15 protein-coding genes are annotated in these 18,819 nt (G+C 68.4%); 14 read left to right on the top strand and 1 reads right to left on the bottom strand.

The features are described 5' to 3' along the window. The first annotated feature begins 255 nt into the window (after positions 1-255). The 11 genes from typA (at position 256) to ACWCQK_RS22150 (ending at position 14,720) form a co-directional block, all read left to right on the top strand. A complete protein-coding gene (gene typA / locus ACWCQK_RS22200) occupies positions 256-2,163 on the top strand; it encodes a translational GTPase TypA (protein WP_451157350.1) in 1,908 nt (635 codons plus the stop codon). A 438-nt stretch (positions 2,164-2,601) separates the two neighbouring features. Further along, positions 2,602-3,648 carry an ABC transporter permease gene (locus tag ACWCQK_RS22195; RefSeq protein ID WP_451157348.1) on the top strand — a complete coding sequence of 349 codons (1,047 nt, stop codon included), beginning with the start codon at positions 2,602-2,604 and terminating at the stop codon, positions 3,646-3,648. A 102-nt stretch (positions 3,649-3,750) separates the two neighbouring features. After that, positions 3,751-5,556, top strand: a complete 1,806-nt coding sequence (locus ACWCQK_RS22190; protein WP_451157346.1) for an ABC transporter substrate-binding protein — start codon at positions 3,751-3,753, stop codon at positions 5,554-5,556. 98 nt (positions 5,557-5,654) lie between these two features. Further along, positions 5,655-6,632, top strand: a complete 978-nt coding sequence (locus ACWCQK_RS22185; protein WP_451157344.1) for an ABC transporter permease — start codon at positions 5,655-5,657, stop codon at positions 6,630-6,632. Positions 6,633-6,647: 15 nt separating this feature from the next. Then, complete coding sequence (locus ACWCQK_RS22180) at positions 6,648-7,709, top strand: ABC transporter ATP-binding protein (RefSeq protein WP_451157342.1); 1,062 nt, start codon at positions 6,648-6,650, stop codon at positions 7,707-7,709. A 13-nt stretch (positions 7,710-7,722) separates the two neighbouring features. Further along, complete coding sequence (locus ACWCQK_RS22175) at positions 7,723-8,844, top strand: ABC transporter ATP-binding protein (RefSeq protein ID WP_451157340.1); 1,122 nt, start codon at positions 7,723-7,725, stop codon at positions 8,842-8,844. A 290-nt stretch (positions 8,845-9,134) separates the two neighbouring features. Then, positions 9,135-10,766, top strand: a complete 1,632-nt coding sequence (locus ACWCQK_RS22170) for a peptide ABC transporter substrate-binding protein (RefSeq protein ID WP_451157338.1) — start codon at positions 9,135-9,137, stop codon at positions 10,764-10,766. A 6-nt stretch (positions 10,767-10,772) separates the two neighbouring features. Further along, entirely contained in the window at positions 10,773-11,696 is a 924-nt protein-coding gene (locus ACWCQK_RS22165; protein ID WP_451157336.1) for an ABC transporter permease, read from the top strand. Continuing rightward, complete coding sequence (locus ACWCQK_RS22160) at positions 11,689-12,675, top strand: ABC transporter permease (RefSeq protein ID WP_451157334.1); 987 nt, start codon at positions 11,689-11,691, stop codon at positions 12,673-12,675. Before ACWCQK_RS22165 ends, ACWCQK_RS22160 begins: the two co-directional genes overlap by 8 nt. A gap of 7 nt (positions 12,676-12,682) precedes the next feature. Then, positions 12,683-13,666: an ABC transporter ATP-binding protein gene (locus ACWCQK_RS22155; RefSeq protein ID WP_451157332.1), complete on the top strand. Its 984-nt coding sequence runs from the start codon at positions 12,683-12,685 to the stop codon at positions 13,664-13,666. After that, positions 13,659-14,720 carry an ABC transporter ATP-binding protein gene (locus tag ACWCQK_RS22150; RefSeq protein WP_451157330.1) on the top strand — a complete coding sequence of 354 codons (1,062 nt, stop codon included), beginning with the start codon at positions 13,659-13,661 and terminating at the stop codon, positions 14,718-14,720. The genes ACWCQK_RS22155 and ACWCQK_RS22150 overlap by 8 nt, the downstream gene beginning before the upstream one ends. A 192-nt stretch (positions 14,721-14,912) precedes the next feature. Here ACWCQK_RS22150 and ACWCQK_RS22145 read toward each other — a convergent pair whose 3' ends face one another. Then, positions 14,913-17,033, bottom strand: coding sequence for a prolyl oligopeptidase family serine peptidase (locus ACWCQK_RS22145; protein WP_451157328.1), 2,121 nt, complete (start codon positions 17,031-17,033; stop codon positions 14,913-14,915). A 174-nt stretch (positions 17,034-17,207) separates the two neighbouring features. Between ACWCQK_RS22145 and ACWCQK_RS22140 the strand changes: the two genes are divergently transcribed. The 3 genes from ACWCQK_RS22140 to ACWCQK_RS22130 all read left to right on the top strand — a co-directional run bounded on the left by ACWCQK_RS22140 (position 17,208) and on the right by ACWCQK_RS22130 (position 18,756). Next, positions 17,208-17,402 (top strand): hypothetical protein, encoded by a 195-nt coding sequence (locus ACWCQK_RS22140; RefSeq protein WP_385787774.1) that lies wholly within the window; start codon positions 17,208-17,210, stop codon positions 17,400-17,402. Between the two features lie 86 nt (positions 17,403-17,488). Further along, the gene (gene mshB, locus ACWCQK_RS22135; protein WP_451157326.1) at positions 17,489-18,349 is read left to right on the top strand and encodes an N-acetyl-1-D-myo-inositol-2-amino-2-deoxy-alpha-D-glucopyranoside deacetylase; all 861 of its coding nucleotides are present in this window, start codon (positions 17,489-17,491) and stop codon (positions 18,347-18,349) included. Then, a complete protein-coding gene (locus tag ACWCQK_RS22130) occupies positions 18,346-18,756 on the top strand; it encodes a DUF6113 family protein (protein WP_451157324.1) in 411 nt (136 codons plus the stop codon). The genes mshB and ACWCQK_RS22130 overlap by 4 nt, the downstream gene beginning before the upstream one ends. The last annotated feature ends 63 nt before the right edge of the window (positions 18,757-18,819 follow it).

Raw genomic sequence — 18,819 nt, 5'->3', positions numbered from 1 at the left:
GCGGGGGGGCCCCCCCGGCAACTCCCCCGGGCCGGCGCCTCACCGCGGCCGCCCCCCCCCCCGCCGGGGGGGCCCCGCCCGGCCGCCTTTCCGGCGCCGGAAAGGCTGACCTGAGCTGGGCGGATATGCCCTGGCGCGCCCCTGCCGCCTCGGGCCCGTACCATGGGGTGAGGCCGTGGCATGTCAAGCCCGGCAGGGCCCGCGTAACACAGACGTACGCGCAGGCCGTCCTCAACTCCGGGAGTACGCCACACCATGGCCACGCGCCACGACATCCGCAACGTCGCCATCGTCGCCCACGTCGACCACGGCAAGACGACCCTCGTCGACGCCATGCTGAAGCAGGCGGGTGCCTTCGCGGCGCACGCCGCTGAGTCGCTCGACGACCGCATGATGGACTCGAACGACCTGGAGCGTGAGAAGGGCATCACGATCCTGGCCAAGAACACGGCCGTGAAGTACCACCCGAAGGACGGTGGCGAGGTCGTCACCATCAACATCATCGACACCCCGGGCCACGCCGACTTCGGCGGCGAGGTCGAGCGTGGTCTGTCGATGGTGGACGCGGTGGTGCTGCTCGTCGACGCCTCCGAGGGTCCGCTGCCCCAGACCCGCTTCGTGCTGCGCAAGGCGCTGCAGGCCAAGCTGCCCGTCATCCTGTGCATCAACAAGACGGACCGCCCCGACTCGCGCATCGACGAGGTCGTCAACGAGGCCTACGACCTCTTCCTCGACCTCGACGCCGACGAGGACCAGATCGAGTTCCCCATCGTCTACGCCTGTGCGCGTGACGGTGTGGCCTCGCTGACCAAGCCGGAGAACGGCACGGTCCCGCAGGACAGCGACAGCCTGGAGCCGTTCTTCTCCACGATCCTGTCCCACGTCCCGGCTCCCGAGTTCGACGTGGCGGCCCCGCTCCAGGCGCACGTCACCAACCTGGACGCCGACAACTTCCTCGGCCGTATCGCGCTGCTCCGCGTCGAGCAGGGCGAGCTGCGCAAGGGCCAGACCGTCACCTGGATCAAGCGTGACGGCACGATGTCCAACGTCCGTATCACCGAGCTGCTGATGACCGAGGCGCTCACCCGCAAGCCCGCCGAGATGGCGGGGCCGGGTGACATCTGCGCGGTCGCCGGTATCCCGGACATCATGATCGGTGAGACCCTCGCCGACCCCGAGAACCCGATCCCGCTGCCGCTGATCACGGTCGACGAGCCCGCGATCTCGATGACCATCGGTACCAACACCTCGCCGCTGGTCGGCCGTGGTGGCACCGGCAAGGGCGCGGACAACAAGGCCGCGGTCAAGGACCGCAAGGTCACCGCTCGCCAGGTCAAGGACCGCCTCGACCGCGAGCTCGTCGGTAACGTCTCCCTGCGCGTGCTCGACACCGAGCGTCCGGACGCGTGGGAGGTCCAGGGCCGTGGTGAGCTCGCGCTCGCCATCCTGGTCGAGCAGATGCGCCGCGAGGGCTTCGAGCTGACCATCGGCAAGCCGCAGGTCGTCACCAAGCAGGTCGAAGGCAAGACCTACGAGCCGGTCGAGCGCATGACCGTGGACGTCCCCGAGGAGCACATGGGCGCCGTCACGCAGCTCATGGGCGTCCGTAAGGGCCGGATGGACAACATGTCCAACCACGGCTCCGGCTGGGTCCGTATGGAGTTCGTGGTTCCGTCCCGCGGCCTGATCGGATTCCGGACGGAGTTCCTCACCGGTACGCGCGGCACGGGCATCGCCCACTCCATCCACGAGGGCCACGAGCCGTGGTTCGGCACGCTGACGACCCGTAACAACGGCTCGCTCGTCGCCGACCGCTCGGGCGCCGTCACCGCGTTCGCGATGACGAACCTCCAGGAGCGCGGTGTGCTGTTCACCGACCCCGGCACCGAGGTGTACGAGGGCATGATCGTCGGCGAGAACTCGCGCTCCGACGACATGGACGTGAACATCACCAAGGAGAAGAAGCTCACGAACATGCGGTCGTCCTCGGCCGACTCGTTCGAGGCCATCGTCCCGCCGCGCAAGCTGTCGCTGGAGCAGTCCCTGGAGTTCTGCCGTGACGACGAGTGCGTCGAGGTGACCCCGGAGGCCGTTCGCATCCGCAAGGTGAACCTGGACGCCCGCGAGCGTGCCCGCGCCGCGAGCCGCGCCAAGAACGGCTGAGGTACGGCCGCTCGGCGGTAGTTTCCGGAGACCTGGCCCTCTGTCCTTCGGAGGGCCAGGTCTTCGTTATGTCCGCCTTTCGGGGGCCCGGGCGGGGTGCGCGGGGCGGCCGGCCGCAGGTCGGCGGGGTGCGTTCTGGTCGTGTTACGGGCAGTTGAGACGGTGTTCGGATATCGGAGATTCAGCGGTCAAGTTTCGGACATGTAAACAAAAATAACTTCGCTTATGTCCGAAATGACGGTTTACTGTCTCGCATGTCAAGCGCGCACAGGTGTCAATCGTCGCAATTTTTGCTCAAAATATTGACGATAGGGAGATCCCTAGGTCTTCCGCCCTTGACGCGCGTTGACCTCCTTGGCGAAAGTTCCCCCAAACCACAGAACCTGCCGGTTTCTGTGCTGCGCTCCAATTCTCCAACCCCCCGGGGGAAGAACACACATGACCAGTCCAGCCAAGGCCGAGGGCTCCGGGCCGTCGATCGCCTTGGACCCCGAGCTCGAGTCGAAGCCCGAGCCCGCCAAGGGCGAGACGAAGCTTGAGGGTCGTTCCCCCGGCCAGCTGATGTGGCAGCGGTTCAAGCGTGACCGTACCGGCGTCATCTGTGCGGTGGTAGTGATTTTGTACTTCGTCATCGCTCTGGTGGCACCGCTGCTCACCAAGCTGAGCGGGACCGACCCGTACACCCTGTACGGCCAGGACCCGACGTTCGCGGACAAGCCGGTCCTGGACGACTTCGGCCTTCCGCTGGGCTGGTTCGGCGGGCTCTCCGGGGAGCACTGGTTCGGAGTCGAGCCGCAGTACGGACGCGATGTGTTCGCCATGCTGGTGTACGGCATGCGTACCTCGCTGTTCATGGCCCTGGGCGTCACCGGGCTGCTGATGGTCACGGGTGTCATCATCGGTCTGATCGGCGGCTACTTCGGCGGTCGTACCGACTACTGGATCGGCCGGGTCACGGACTTCTTCCTGTCCTTCCCGCAGCAGCTGTTCTTCATCGCCTTCATGCCCGTGGTGACCGCGTTCTTCGTGGACCCGCGCGAGGAGACCCCCACTTACTTCCGCGCGCTGGCGATGCTGATCGTGCTCTGGCTCCTGGGATGGATGGGCATGGCGCGCCTGGTGCGCTCGACCGTGCTGTCCCTGCGGGAGCGGGAGTTCGTCGAGGCCGCCAAGGTCTCCGGCGCCTCGCCCGGCCGGATCGTCCGCAAGGAGATCCTGCCGAACGTGGTGACGCCCATCCTGGTGCAGTTCACGTACCAGCTGCCCAGCACCATCCTCACCATCGCCTTCCTCTCCTTCGCCGGAGTCGGCTTCGTCGAGCCGACCCCGGACTGGGGACGACTGTTCGCCGCGGGCTCTAAGTACGCCCAGCAGGATCCGGCGTTCATCTTCTTCCCCGGTGTGGCGCTGGTGATCTTCGTCCTCGCATTCAACCTCCTCGGAGACTCGGTGCGGGACGCTTTCGACCCCAAGTCTGGGCGGTAGAACGTCCATTGGTGGGGGGTGACTGCCGCCCCCGCGTCGGCCTACCAGCCGCGTCAGGCAGTACTCATGGATAACAACCGACAGGTAGGTGCATACGCCACTATGAAGTCGTTCACTTCGCGCAGAGCGCGCGCCATCGTGGTCGCGATCGCGGCCGGTTCACTCGCGCTCACCGGATGCTCGGAGAACAAGGGCTCCAAGTCGACCGGCGACTCCAAGAAGGACCAGCAGGAAGCGTCGGTCCAGTCGAAGGCTGTCACCTACGCCGACGCCGCCGGTTCCACGGGCCCCGCCGCGGAGGTCGCCGGTGCCAAGAGCGGCGGCACCATCGCGGTCTACCAGGAGGCGGGCCTGTCCCACCTCGACCCGAGCCAGATCTACGTCTCGGACGCCGGCCAGGTCGCCAACCTGCTCTTCCGTCGCCTGACGCAGTTCAAGGAGGACGGCAAGGGCAACGTCTCGGTCGTGGGTGACCTCGCCACCGACTCGGGCAAGTCCTCCGACGGCGGCAAGACCTGGACCTTCACGCTGAAGGACGGCGTCAAGGACGCGAACGGCGCGGCCATCACGTCCACCGACGTCCGCCACACCGTCGAGCGCCAGTTCGCCAAGTTCATCTTCGACGGCCCGCCCTACCTCCAGACCTGGCTCGCCGGCGAGAAGTACTCCTCGGACTACCGCAAGCTCCTCCCGGGCGGTGGCTTCGACGGCAAGCACCTGCCGGCCTCCGTGCTCGACACCCCGGACGCGAAGACGGTCGTCTTCCACTTCGACACCGCCCGCCCGGACCTGCCGCAGACGCTGGCCATGGCCGGCTACGCGGTCGTCCCGGAGAAGACGGACACCAAGGAGAAGTACGACAAGGCCCCCGTGGCCACCGGTCCGTACAAGATCGCGTCGTACAAGATCGGCAAGTCCCTGGTGCTCACCAAGAACACCAACTGGGACCCGAAGACCGACTCGGTGCGCCACCAGTACCCGGACGGCTTCAACTTCCAGTTCGGCCTCACCGAGTCGACCCAGACCAAGCGTCTGATCGCCGACCAGGGCGAGGACAAGAACGCCATCCAGCTCACCGCCGGCGTCGAGGCCACGCAGATCCAGGACGTCATCGGCAACCCGGCGGTCAGCAAGCGCACGGTCAAGGGCTACCAGCCCTACGTGATGCAGCTGACGTTCAACCTGGACCGGGTGAAGAACCTCAAGGTCCGCCAGGCCATCACGTACGCCGTCAACTCCAAGTCGCTCATCGCCGGTGAGGGCGGTGTCTACGGCGGCGACGTGGCGCCGAACTTCTTCGCCCCGACCCTGCCGGGCTACGAGGCGAAGTACGACCCGTACGGTCGTCTGAAGACGCCGCAGGGCAACATCGCGAAGGCCAAGGAGATCCTCAAGGACATCCCGGCCGCCGAGAAGAAGGTCGTCTTCGCGTACGCCAACAGCGAGAACGGCCAGAAGCGCAAGGTCGCGATCGAGGACGCCCTGACCAAGGTCGGCTTCGACGTCGTCTCCAAGGAAGTCGACGCCGCGAGCTACTACGAGCAGATCGGCAAGCTCAACAACCCGTACGACATGTACATCTCGGGTTGGGGCCAGGACTGGCCGTCGGCCGGCACCGTGATCACGCCGGTCTACGACCCGTCCCAGGTCGCCGACGGTTCGCCGAACTACTCGCACACCAAGGACCCGAAGGTCAAGGAGCTCATCAAGACGGCGCTGAGCCAGGAGCCGACCGAGGCCGCGAAGACCTGGACGGAAGCCCAGCACTACCTGATGGAGAAGGTCCTGCCGGCCGCTCCGCTCTGGTACACGAAGCAGTTCCAGCTCTCCGGTTCGAACATCGGTGGTGCCCGGTACGCCTCGGTCTCCAGCCTGATCGACATCAACCAGCTGTACCTGAAGTCGTAACTCTCTACGGCTGACCGCGGGGGCGCGCACCAGGCGGAGCGCGCCCCCGTACTTCCGCGAAACCTCCCACCGTCTCCGCAGAGAGCAGCCTCCCCGCCATGCTTCAGTTCATCCTCCGGCGCACAGTCGGTGCCGTCGTCACCCTGTTCCTCCTCGGCGCCGCCACCTTCTTCCTGTTTGTCGCCGCGCCTTCCGACTACGCCTCGCTGGCCTGCGGCAAGGACTGCTCTCCCCAGAGACTGGAAGACATCCGACAGGCCCTCGGTCTCAATCTGCCCATCGCGCAGCAGTTCTGGGACTTCATGACGGGCATCGTCATGGGCCGCGACTTCCCCACCGGGCACTGCAGCGCTCCGTGCCTCGGGGTCTCCTTCTACTCGGGTGACGAGGTCTGGTCCACGATCCTGGACCGCTTCCCGACCACCCTGACCCTCACCGCGGGCGGCGCGATCGTCTTCCTCGTCGTCGGTGTCGGCGCGGGCATGCTCGCCGCGTACAAGCGCGGATCCACGGTCGACAAGATCGCCACCGGCGCGTCGATGGTGCTCAGCTCGTTCCAGATCTACTTCCTCGGCCCGATCGTGCTGATCATCTTCGTGTACAGCACGGGCTGGATGGACAACCCCCAGTACAACCCGATCACCGAGAACCCGTTCAAGTGGTTCACCGGCATGCTGTTGCCCACCCTCGTGATGGCGACCATCTTCACCGCGCAGTACACGCGTATGGCGCGCTCGTCGATGATCGAGCAGCTCTCCGAGGAGCACGTGCGCACCGCCCGGGCGAAGGGCATGTCCAGCAAGTACGTGTTCTTCCGCTACGCGTGGCGTGGTGCGCTCATCCCGATCGTCACCGTGCTCGGCATCGACATCAGCAGCATGCTGGGCGGTGCCGTCGTCACCGAGCTCACGTTCTCCCTCCAGGGGATCGGCCGTCTCGCCGTGGACGGTGCCTCCCACAAGGACCTGCCGCTGACCATGGGCGTCATGCTGTTCGGTGCCCTCTTCATCCTGATCTTCAACATCCTCACCGACATCGCGTACGCCTACATCGACCCGCGCGTCCGGCTCTCCTAGGAAGAACGAACCACCGTGACCACACTGACCAAGACCGAGGACGCCCCGGCCCCGACCGGCCCGGAGAGCTTCCTGTCGGTGCGTGATCTGAGGGTGCAGTTCTCCACCGAGGACGGCATCGTCAAGGCGGTCGACGGGCTGTCCTTCGACGTCGAGCGCGGCAAGACCCTGGGTATCGTCGGCGAGTCCGGCTCCGGCAAGTCCGTCACCAACCTGACGGTCCTGGGCCTGCACAACCCGCGCAGCACCACGATCGACGGCGAGATCATTCTCGACGGCAAGGAACTCGTCACCGCCACGGAGAAGGAGCTGGAGCAGCTCCGCGGCAACAAGATGGCGATGATCTTCCAGGACCCGCTGACCGCGCTGTCGCCGTTCTACACCGTGGGCCGCCAGCTGTCCGAGCCGTACATGAAGCACACCGGCGCCTCCAAGAAGGAGGCGAAGGACCGCGCGGTGCAGATGCTGGAGAAGGTCGGCATCCCGCAGCCCAAGGTGCGCTTCGACGACTTCCCGCACCAGTTCTCCGGCGGTATGCGCCAGCGTGCGATGATCGCCATGGCACTGATGTGCGACCCCGACCTGCTGATCGCCGACGAGCCGACCACCGCACTGGATGTCACCGTGCAGGCCCAGATCCTGGACCTGCTCAAGGACCTCCAGCAGGAGTTCGGCTCCGCGATCATCTTCATCACCCACGACCTGGGCGTCATCTCCAACATGGCCGACGACCTGCTCGTGATGTACGCGGGCCGGGCCGTCGAGCGCGGCAGCGTCCGCGAGGTCATGCGGGAGCCGCGGCACCCCTACACCTGGGGTCTGCTCAGCTCCATGCCGCGACTGGACAGCGACGTCGACGAGGCGCTGACGCCGATCCCCGGCTCGCCGCCCTCGCTGCTCAACCCGCCGACGGGCTGCCCCTTCCACCCGCGGTGCGCCTTCCGCAGCGAGGTGCCCGGCACGCTGTGCACCGACTCCAGGCCGCCGCTGGGCGACGGCCGGGCGGCCGCCTGTCACCTGACGGCCGAGCAGAAGCAGACCATCTTCATCGACAAGATCCAGCCCCGGCTGCGCTAGGGAGAACCGAGACATGAGCGACAACCTCACCCTCCCGACACAGCAGGGCACCGCCGACACCGCGCCCGCCGAGACGCTGCTCGAGGTCCAGGGCCTGACGAAACACTTCCCCATCTTCGGCGGCTTTCCGATCAAACGGAGAGTCGGCGCCGTGCAGGCCGTCGACGGTGTCGACCTGACCGTGGGCGTCGGCGAGAGCGTCGGCCTGGTGGGCGAGTCGGGCTGTGGCAAGTCGACCACCGGCCGGCTCATCACCCGCCTGCTGGAGCCCTCGGCCGGCACGATCACGTACGCCGGCCAGGACATCACCCACGCCTCGCGCCGTCAGATGGCGCCGGTGCGGTCCGAGATCCAGATGATCTTCCAGGACCCGTACTCCTCGCTGAACCCGCGGCAGACCGTCGGCACGATCATCAAGTCGCCGATGGAGGTCAACGGGATCAACCCGCCCGGAGGCCGGGAGACCAGGGTCCGCGAGCTCCTGGAGCTCGTCGGTCTCAACCCGGAGCACTACAACCGCTTCCCGCACGAGTTCTCCGGCGGTCAGCGCCAGCGCATCGGCGTGGCCCGCGCGCTGGCCCTGAACCCGAAGCTGATCGTGGCGGACGAGCCGGTCTCCGCGCTGGACGTGTCGATCCAGGCGCAGGTGGTGAACCTGCTCAAGAAGGTCCAGGACGAGCTGGGCATCGCCTTCCTCTTCATCGCCCACGACCTCGCGATCGTCCGGCACTTCTCGAAGCGTGTCGCGGTCATGTACCTCGGCAAGGTGGTCGAGGTGGGCGACCGGGACTCGATCTACAACCGCCCCCGGCACCCGTACACGCACGCGCTGCTGTCCGCGGTGCCCGAGGTGGAGCTCGACGACGAGTCGGAGGCCCGGGAGCGGATCCGTCTCGCCGGTGACGTCCCGTCCCCGATCCACCCGCCGTCCGGCTGCCGCTTCCGCACCCGCTGCTGGAAGGCGCAGGACAAGTGCGCCACGGAGGAGCCCCCGCTGGTCCAGCTCTCCGGCAACCTCGACGGTCACCTGACCGCCTGCCACTTCCCGGAGGACCCCTCGACGGAGGCCCGCGACGCGGACGTCGTCCTCGACCCGGCCCTGCGGGCGCTGGAGGAGCCGGCCGACAAGGAGTGACCCCGCCGGCCGACAAGGAGGAGTGACTCCGTAAGGCCGACAGGAATGAGTCCGTAAGGACGTGCGACCGCCGACCGGGGCGGGGGTGAGGCCACCAGGCCACCCCCGCCCCGGTCGCGTGTGTCCGGCCGTCCGGCGCCCTGCTGGGGAGCCCCGTCCCCCGGGAGGCCGTGCGAACGGGTGAGTGCATGTGCGTGCCGTTCCTTTTGAGGCGATATTGGCCGATAAAGGATCAGCGTTTCGGCGCTGGCGGCCCAGCGCAGTCATGCGCGTTCCTGAGGAGGCACCCCATGCGTGGAGCCACGCACGCCCAACGAGTCGTCTGCGCGGCGGCGGTAGCGCTCGCGGCCACGGCCTGCGGAGGCGGCGGGAGCGACGGCGGCGGTGGAGGCGGCGGCGGGGTGTTCAGCTCCTCCTGGGGAGACCCGCAGAACCCGCTGGAGCCGGCCAACACCAACGAGGTGCAGGGCGGCAAGGTCCTCGACATGATCTTCCGGAGCCTGAAGAAGTACGACCCGGAGACCGGCAAGGCCGAGGACATGCTCGCCGAGAAGATCGTCACCAAGGACTCCCAGAACTTCACCATCACCGTGAAGGACGGCTGGACCTTCAGCAACGGAGAGCCGGTCACCGCGCAGTCCTTCGTGGACGCCTGGAACTACGGCGCCAGCCTGAAGAACAACCAGAAGAACGCGTACTTCTTCGGCTACATCGACGGCTACGACAAGGTCCACCCGGAGAGCGGCTCGCAGAGCGCCGACAAGCTCTCCGGGCTGAAGGTGGTCGATCCCAAGACCTTCACCGTCAAGCTCAGCCAGAAGTTCTCCACCTTCCCCGACACTCTCGGCTACGTCGCCTACGCCCCGCTGCCGAAGGCGTTCTTCACCGACCACGCGGCCTGGGTGAGCAAGCCGATCGGCAACGGCCCGTACACCATCGACTCCTACACCAAGGGCTCCCAGATGGCCCTGAAGAAGTGGGACGCCTACCCCGGGAACGACAAGGCGCAGAACGACGGGGTCAACCTCAAGGTGTACACCGACAACAACACCGCCTACACCGACCTGCTGGCCGGCAACCTCGACCTGGTCGACGACGTGCCCGCCGCCCAGCTCAAGAACGTCAAGAACGACCTCGGCGGGCGGTACATCAACACACCCGCCGGCATCATCCAGACCCTCGCCTTCCCGTACTACGACAAGAACTGGAACAAGGCCGACTCCGACAAGGTCCGCAAGGGCCTGTCCATGGCGATCAACCGTGACCAGATCACGGACACGATCTTCCAGAAGACCCGCACCCCGGCCACCGACTGGACCTCACCGGTGCTCGGCGAGGCCGGCGGCTTCCAGGACGGCCTGTGCGGGGACAGCTGCAAGTACGACCCCGCCGCGGCCAAGAAGCTGATCGCCGAGGGCGGCGGCCTGCCCGGCGGCCAGGTCAAGATCACGTACAACGCGGACACCGGCTCGCACAAGCAGTGGGTCGACGCGGTGTGCAACTCCATCAACAACGCCCTCGGCGACGACAAGGCCTGCGTCGGCAACCCGGTCGGCACGTTCGCCGACTTCCGCAACCAGATCGGCGACAAGAAGATGACCGGTCCGTTCCGCGCCGGCTGGCAGATGGACTATCCGCTGATCCAGAACTTCCTGCAGCCGCTCTACTACACCGACGCCTCCTCCAACGACGGCAAGTGGTCCAACAAGGACTTCGACAAGCTCGTCGACAAGGCCAACGCCGAGACGGACACGACCAAGGCGGTGAGCACCTTCCAGGACGCCGAGAAGGTCGTCCGGGACAACATGGCCGCCATCCCGCTCTGGTACCAGAACGGCAGCGCCGGCTACTCGGACCGGCTCTCGAACGTCAAGCTCAACCCGTTCTCCGTCCCCGTGTACAACGAGATCAAGGTCGGCTGATCCGCCGTGGGACGCTACGTCGTCCGGCGCCTCCTCCAGATGATCCCGGTGTTCATCGGCGCCACCCTGCTGATCTTCCTGATGGTGAACGTGATGGGCGACCCCATCGCGGGCCTGTGCGGCGAGCGGCAGTGCGACCCCGCCACGGCCACCCAGCTGAAGCGGGAGTTCGGCCTCGACAAACCGGTCTGGCAGCAGTACGCGACCTACATGGGGAACGTCTTCACCGGAGACTTCGGTACGGCGTTCAACGGCCAGCCGGTCACCGAGCTGATGGGCGCGGCGTTCCCCGTCACCATCCGGCTGACGATCGTCGCGATCATCTTCGAGATCGTCATCGGGATCACCCTGGGTGTCATCACGGGCCTGCGCCGGGGCCGGCCCGTCGACACCGCGGTGCTGCTGCTCACCCTGGTCGTGATCTCCGTGCCCACCTTCGTCACCGGTCTGCTGCTCCAGCTGCTGCTGGGCGTCGAGTGGGGCTGGATCAAACCGTCCGTCTCCCCGGACGCCACCTTCGGCGAGCTGATCGTGCCGGGCCTGGTGCTGGCCTCCGTCTCCCTGGCCTACGTCACCCGGCTGACCCGCACCTCCATCGCCGAGAACAAGCGCTCCGACTACGTCCGCACGGCGACCGCCAAGGGCCTGCCCAGGCACCGGGTCATCACCCGGCACCTGCTGCGCAACTCCCTGATCCCGGTCGTCACCTTCATCGGCACCGACATCGGTGCCCTGATGGGCGGCGCGATCGTGACCGAGCGGATCTTCAACATCCACGGCGTCGGCTACCAGCTCTACCAGGGCATCGTCCGCCAGAACACCCAGACCGTCGTCGGATTCGTGACCATTCTCGTGCTCGTCTTCCTGGTCGCCAACCTGCTCGTCGACCTCCTGTACGCCGTACTCGACCCGAGGATCCGCTATGCCTGACCCCCAGGACCGGGGCGCACCCGAGGGCGCCATCGCCGCGACCGGCATGGGCGGGGCCATGGACCTCGCCACGAGCGAGGCGGAGACCCTGGAGAAGACGCCGGGCGGTCCCCTGGGCACCGGCCCCGCGGGCAAGCCCCGCTCGCTGTGGTCCGACGCCTGGCGCGACCTGCGCCGCAACCCCGTCTTCATCGTCTCCTCGCTGGTCATCCTCTTCCTGGTCTTCATCTCCCTGTGGCCCTCGGCGATCGCCTCCGGCAGCCCCCTGCAGTGCGACCTCGCCAAGGCCCAGCAGGGCTCCCGGGGAGGCGCTCCGTTCGGCTACGACGGCCAGGGCTGCAACGTGTACACCCGCACGGTCTACGGGGCCCGTACGTCCGTCACGGTGGGCGTCTGCGCCACGGTGGGGGTCGCGCTCTTCGGGAGCGTCCTGGGCGGCCTGGCGGGCTTCTTCGGCGGGTTCTGGGACTCGATCCTGTCCCGGATCACCGATGTCTTCTTCGCGATCCCGGTCGTGCTCGGCGGTCTGGTCCTGCTGTCCGTGGTCACCAGCAACACCGTCTGGCCGGTCATCGGGTTCATGGTGCTGCTCGGCTGGCCGCAGATTTCCCGCATCGCCCGCGGCTCCGTCATCACCGCGAAGCAGAACGACTACGTCCAGGCGGCCCGCGCCCTGGGCGCCTCCAACTCGCGGCTCCTGCTGCGGCACATCGCCCCGAACGCGGTGGCACCGGTGATCGTCGTCGCGACCATCGCGCTCGGCACCTACATCGCGCTGGAGGCGACCCTGTCGTACCTCGGTGTCGGGCTGAAGCCGCCGAGCGTGTCCTGGGGGATCGACATCTCCGCCGCCTCCCCGTACATCCGCAACGCCCCGCACGCGCTGCTGTGGCCCTCCGGGGCGCTGGCGCTGACCGTCCTGGCCTTCATCATGCTCGGCGACGCGGTGCGCGACGCCCTCGACCCGAAGCTGAGGTGACGGCGACATGCTGCTCGAAGTACGCGACCTGCAGGTGGAGTTCCGCACCAGGGACGGGATCGCCAAGGCCGTCAACGGCGTCAGCTACGGCGTCGACGCGGGCGAGACCCTCGCCGTGCTCGGCGAGTCCGGCTCCGGGAAGTCCGTCACTGCGCAGGCGATCATGGGCATCCTCGACATGCCGCCCGGCCGGATCACCGGCGGCCAGATTCTTTTCCAGGGCCGGGACCTGCTGACCCTGAAGGAGGACCAGCGGCGCAAGGTGCGCGGCGCCGAGATGGCGATGATCTTCCAGGACGCGCTGTCCTCCCTGAACCCCGTGCTCTCCGTGGGCGACCAGCTCGGCGAGATGTTCGTGGTGCACCGCGGGATGTCACGCAAGGACGCGCGGGCCAAGGCCGTCGAGCTGATGGACCGGGTCCGCATCCCGGCCGCCGGGGAGCGGGTGAAGCAGTACCCGCACCAGTTCTCCGGCGGTATGCGCCAGCGCATCATGATCGCGATGGCGCTGGCCCTGGAACCGGCCCTGATCATCGCCGACGAACCCACCACCGCCCTCGACGTCACCGTCCAGGCCCAGGTCATGGACCTGCTCGCGGAGTTGCAGCGCGAGTACAACATGGGTCTCATCCTGATCACCCACGACCTGGGCGTGGTCGCGGACGTCGCCGACCGGATCGCGGTGATGTACGCGGGCCGGATCGTGGAGCAGGCCCCCGTGCACGACATCTACAAGGCGCCCGCCCACCCCTACACGCGGGGACTGCTGGAGTCCATCCCGCGGCTGGACCAGAAGGGCCGGGAGCTCTACGCCATCAAGGGTCTGCCGCCCAACCTCATGAACATCCCGGCGGGCTGCGCCTTCAACCCCCGTTGCCCGATGGCCCAGGACGTGTGCCGGACGGACGAGCCACCGCTGTACGAGGTGTCCGAGTCGGGCGGGGCCCGGACGAGCGCCTGCCACTTCTGGAGGGAGTGCCTCCATGACTGAGCCGATTCTGGAGGTGAGCGGGCTCGTCAAGCACTACCCGCTCACCCAGGGCATCCTCTTCAAGAAGCAGGTCGGCGCGGTGAAGGCCGTCGACGGCGTCGACTTCGCCCTGGCCCGGGGCGAGACCCTCGGTATCGTCGGCGAGTCCGGCTGCGGCAAGTCGACGGTCGCCAGGATGCTGGTCAACCTGGAGAAGCCGACGGCCGGCTCGATCAAGTACAAGGGTGAGGACATCACCCGCCTGTCCGGGAGGGCGCTGAAGGCCGTACGGCGCAACATCCAGATGGTCTTCCAGGACCCGTACACCTCCCTCAACCCCCGGATGACGGTCGGCGACATCATCGGCGAGCCGTACGAGATCCACCCGGAGGCGGCTCCCAAGGGCGACCGGCGCCGGAAGGTCCAGGACCTGCTGGACGTGGTCGGCCTCAACCCCGAGTACATCAACCGCTATCCCCACCAGTTCTCCGGCGGCCAGCGCCAGCGCATCGGCATCGCGCGGGGGCTGGCGCTGCGCCCCGAGGTGATCGTCGCCGACGAGCCGGTCTCCGCGCTGGACGTGTCGGTGCAGGCACAGGTCATCAACCTGATGGCCGGTCTCCAGAAGGAGTTCGACCTCTCCTACCTGTTCATCGCGCACGACCTGTCGATCGTCCGGCACATCTCGGACCGGGTCGCGGTGATGTACCTCGGGCGGATCGTGGAGATCGGCAAGGACGCCGAGATCTACGACCATCCCACCCACCCGTACACCCAGGCCCTGCTCTCGGCGGTCCCGGTTCCCGACCCGGACGCCCGCGAACACCGTGAGCGGATCATCCTCGCGGGTGACGTGCCGTCCCCGACGAACATCCCCTCCGGCTGCCGCTTCCGTACCCGCTGCTGGAAGGCCCAGGAGCGCTGCGCCCTGGAGGTGCCCGTCCTGGCCGTCCCCGCCGAGTTCCGCATGACGTCCAGCCCGGCGGCCCACGACTCGGCCTGCCACTTCGCCGAGGAGAAGCAGGTGGTGCCGCCCGAGGAGCCGCCGCCCGACCCGGCGGACGGGGTGTCATAACCGCCTGAATCAGCATCAACCGCGTTAACAAGCAGGCAACTTGGCCGAAGCGATTCCGATATACGGACGGGCCAGTCTGAACAGCGTACGGCCGTGCGGGTGCCGTAGACGGGCCGGGAGCGCCATGTCTCCCGGCCCGTCGCCTTGTCCGGTGCCTTGTCCGATGCCTCGTCCGGTGCCTCGTCCGGTGTCTCAGTCCCGTGCGAGCGCGCGCCGCAGGAAGTCCAGCTGGAGCCGGAGCAGGTTCTCGGCGACCGCCTCCTGAGGGGTCATGTGGGTCACCCCGGAGAGGGGCAGCACCTCGTGCGGCCGGCCGGCCGCCAGCAGCGCCGAGGACAGCCGCAGCGAGTGGGCGACCACCACGTTGTCGTCCGCGAGACCGTGGATGATCATCATCGGGCGGGCCGGTTCGGCCGGCTCCACCAGTCCGGCGTCGTCCACCAGCGAGTTGCGGCGGTACACCTCCGGCTGCTGCGCCGGATGCCCGAGGTAGCGCTCCTGGTAGTGGGTGTCGTACAGGCGCAGATCGGTGACCGGGGCGCCGACCACGGCGGCGTGGAAGACGTCGGGGCGTCGCAGCACCCCCAGGGCGGCCAGATAGCCGCCGAAGGACCAGCCGCGGATCGCGACCCGGCTCAGGTCCAGCGGGAAGTCCTCGGCGAGGGCCTGGAGCGCGTCGACCTGGTCCTGGAGGACCACCGCCGCCAGATCGTCCTTGACCGCCTTCTCCCAGCCCGGCGAGCGGCCCGGGGTGCCCCGCCCGTCGGCGACGACGACCGCGAACCCCTGGTCGGCGAACCACTGCGAGGTCAGATGCGCGTTGTGCGCGGCGACCACGCGCTGACCGTGCGGGCCACCGTAGGGGTCCATGAGGACCGGCAGGGGAGTGTCACCGAGGTAGTCCGAAGGCATAAGCACGGCGCATGGAATTCTCCGTGCGCCCCCCTCGACCAGGGTCACGCGCGGGGACATACCTGGATTTTCGGCGTACGACCGGACAGTCGCCGTCAGCTTTCCGCCACGCAGCACCTGCACCTTCGACCCCGGCCGGTCCGGCGTCGCGGAGACGAGCACGGTCACGCCCCCCGCGCGCACCGCCGTGTGCACGCCGGGCACCTGGGACACGCGTTCCAGGCCCAGTTCGTTGACGCGGTAGACGTGCACCTCGCCGGTCTCCGGAGCCGCCGCGTCCTCGCCGGCCGAGGCCGAGACCAGCACGTCCTCGTCGGTGACGTCCAGCACCGCGCGCAGGTGCAACTGCGTTCCGGTGAGAGGTCGTTCGCCGACCGCGAGCACCCGTGCGCCGCCCTCGTCCGCGATCCGGACCAGCTGCCCGGACGGGCTCCAGCACGGCACTCCAGGGAAAAGATCCAGCCAATTTCGATCTTCATCGGCGTGCACCATCCGGGTCGCCCCGGTCCGCGGGTCCACGGCCAGGAACAGCTGGCTGCGCTGGTCCCGGGCCTGCACCAGGAGCAGTGGCGCACCCGCCGCTGACCAGTGCACTCGCGCCAGATACGGGTAGCGCGCCCGGTCCCAGGACACCTCCGTGCGGGCCCCGTCGAGCCCGATCACGAACAGCCGCACCTCCGCGTTGGGCGTGCCGGCCGCCGGATACGGGACGTGTTGTGGATCACGTTCCGGGTGGGCGGGATCGGAGATCCACCACCGCTGCACCGGCGTGTCGTCCACCCGCGCCACCAGCAGCCGGTCCGACTCCGGTGCCCACCAGAAACCCCGCGAGCGCGCCATCTCCTCGGCCGCGATGAACTCGGCCGATCCATAGGAGACTCCGGCCGACTCGGGCTCCGCGAGCGCGCGGTCGCCCTCGCCGTCGGCGCCCACCAGGCGCAGGGTGCCCCGGTGGACGTAGGCGATGTGCTGTCCGTCGGGGGAGGGGCGCGGGTCGATCACCGGGCCGGGCACGGGCAGTTGGCGTGCCGCGCCGGACAGCAGCCCGGCCGTGAACAGCCGCCCGGACAGGGCGAAGGAGGCCAGTTCCACGGCCGCGTCGGTGGCGTAGGCGACGATGCCCGCACCGCCCTCGCGGCTGCGTTCGCGGCGCGCCCGCTCCTCGGGCGAGAGCTTCTCCGCGGCTCCGCCCAGGAGGGCGCCCGGGTCGGCCGCCACGCGTTCCGTGCCGCCCGCCACATCAAGAACCCACAGGGAGTTGGCCCGGTCCGTGCCGGACCCGGAGCGCAGGAACACGACCCGCGAACCGTCGGGAGCCACGGTGAAGGAACGCGGCGCGCCGAGCGTGAATCGCTGGGTGCGGGCGTGCCGACGGGGGAAGGAGTCAGGCTCGGTCGTCATGCCCTGACCATATTGGCCATGCGCCCCCTTGTGCGGCAGTGCGCCGACGGATGCGCGCGCACGGATAGTTATGATCACTAGCGCTGTGTGGGTATGAACCTGCTGGCTGCTGTATGGATTTACAAGTTCCCCTGCTGTGCCCCCACGTTCCCGGGTCCTTGGAGGTGAGCCGCCGTGGCACTCTCGATTTCGGCGGTAGTGCTGCTGGCGATCGTCGTCTTCCTGCTGATCAAGAAGTCGGGTCTGAAGGGCGGGCACGCGGTCGTGTGCATGCTCCTCGGGTTCTACCTCGCCTCGTCGACCGTGGCGCCCACGATCAGCGATCTGACCACGAGCGTCGCGAGCATGATCGGCAGTATCAAGTTCTGATGCGGGCACGGGGTTGTGGCGGCCGGGCCGTCCCGACGGGGAGCCTGGCGCGCCACCGGGGCGAGCGTGCCTCGTAGGGTGGTCCCATGACGGAACCACCCGCCCGGAGTCTGCTGCTGGTGCACGCGCACCCGGACGACGAGTCGATCAACAACGGCGCGACCATGGCCAGGTACGCGGCCGAGGGCGTGCGGGTGACCCTGGTCACCTGCACCCTCGGCGAACTCGGCGAGGTCATCCCGCCCGAGCTCGGGCACCTGAGCGGCGTCGCCCTGGGTGAGTACCGGCTGGGCGAGCTGGCGGCCGCGATGCGCGAACTCGGCGTCGAGGACTTCCGTCAGCTCGGCGGCCCCGGCCGCTACCGGGACTCCGGGATGATGGGCCTGCCCGAGAACGACGACCCGTCCTGCTTCTGGCAGGCGGACGTCGACGAGGCCGCCGCCCGTCTCCTCGACGTGATCCTCGAGGTGGACCCCCAGGTCCTCGTCACCTACGACGACAACGGCGGCTACGGCCACCCCGACCACATCCAGGCCCACCGCGTCGCCATGCGCGCCGCCGAACTGGCCGCCGACGCCGGCCGGCCGATCCCCAGGGTCTACTGGAACCGCGTACCGCGCGCGGCCGCCGAGGAGGCCTTCGGCCGGCTCCGCGCCGAGCTGCCCGGCCCCGGGACCAAGGCCGCCGCCGTCGAGGACGTGCCGGGCGTCGTGGCCGGCGAACGGATCACCGCCGAGATCGACGGCACCGCGTACGCCGCCGCCAAGGCCGCCGCGATGCGCGCGCACGCCACTCAGATCGAGGTGGCGTCCGACGGCGCGTACTTCGCGCTCTCCAACGAGCTCGCCCAGCCCCTCTTCACCACCGAGTACTACGAACTGGTGAGCGGGGAGCGCGCGGGCGGACGCACGGCCGACCTGTTCGCCGGGACCGAGGAGGCGTCATGAGCGAACGCGGTGCGATGCTCGCCCAGCCGTTGCGGCGTCCCTCCGCCGGACGCGCCCTCGCCCACCTGGGGCTCCTGCTGCTCGGCGTGCTGGTCGCGATGGCCGGCGCGCTGGTGCAGGCGGCGTGGTTCCCGGGCGGACTGCTGCTCGCGCTCGCCGGTGCCGTCGGGCTCTTCCTCGGCGGGGCGCGTGCCGCGGGCAGCCGGGGCGGGGCCGTCGCGCCCGCCGCGGGCTGGATGGTCACCGTCGTCTTCCTCACCGCCAGCCGCCCCGAAGGGGACTTCCTGTTCGGCGCGGGCGGCGGTTCCTATCTCTTCCTGCTCGGCGGCATGGCTCTCGCTGTGATCTGCGCCACCCTCGGCCGGGGGCGGCAACCGGGGGCAGACACCGTCCGACTTGGGAAGTGACGTACCACTTCGCCGTGTGTCGCGCGTGGATGTGCCGTGTGGGTTTCCCCGGCGGTCGTGGGA

It is taken from the genome of Streptomyces sp. NPDC002306, assembly GCF_053593435.1.
The sequence above is the reverse complement of the archived record's forward strand: the minus strand, read 5'-3'. Positions and strand labels throughout refer to the sequence as shown.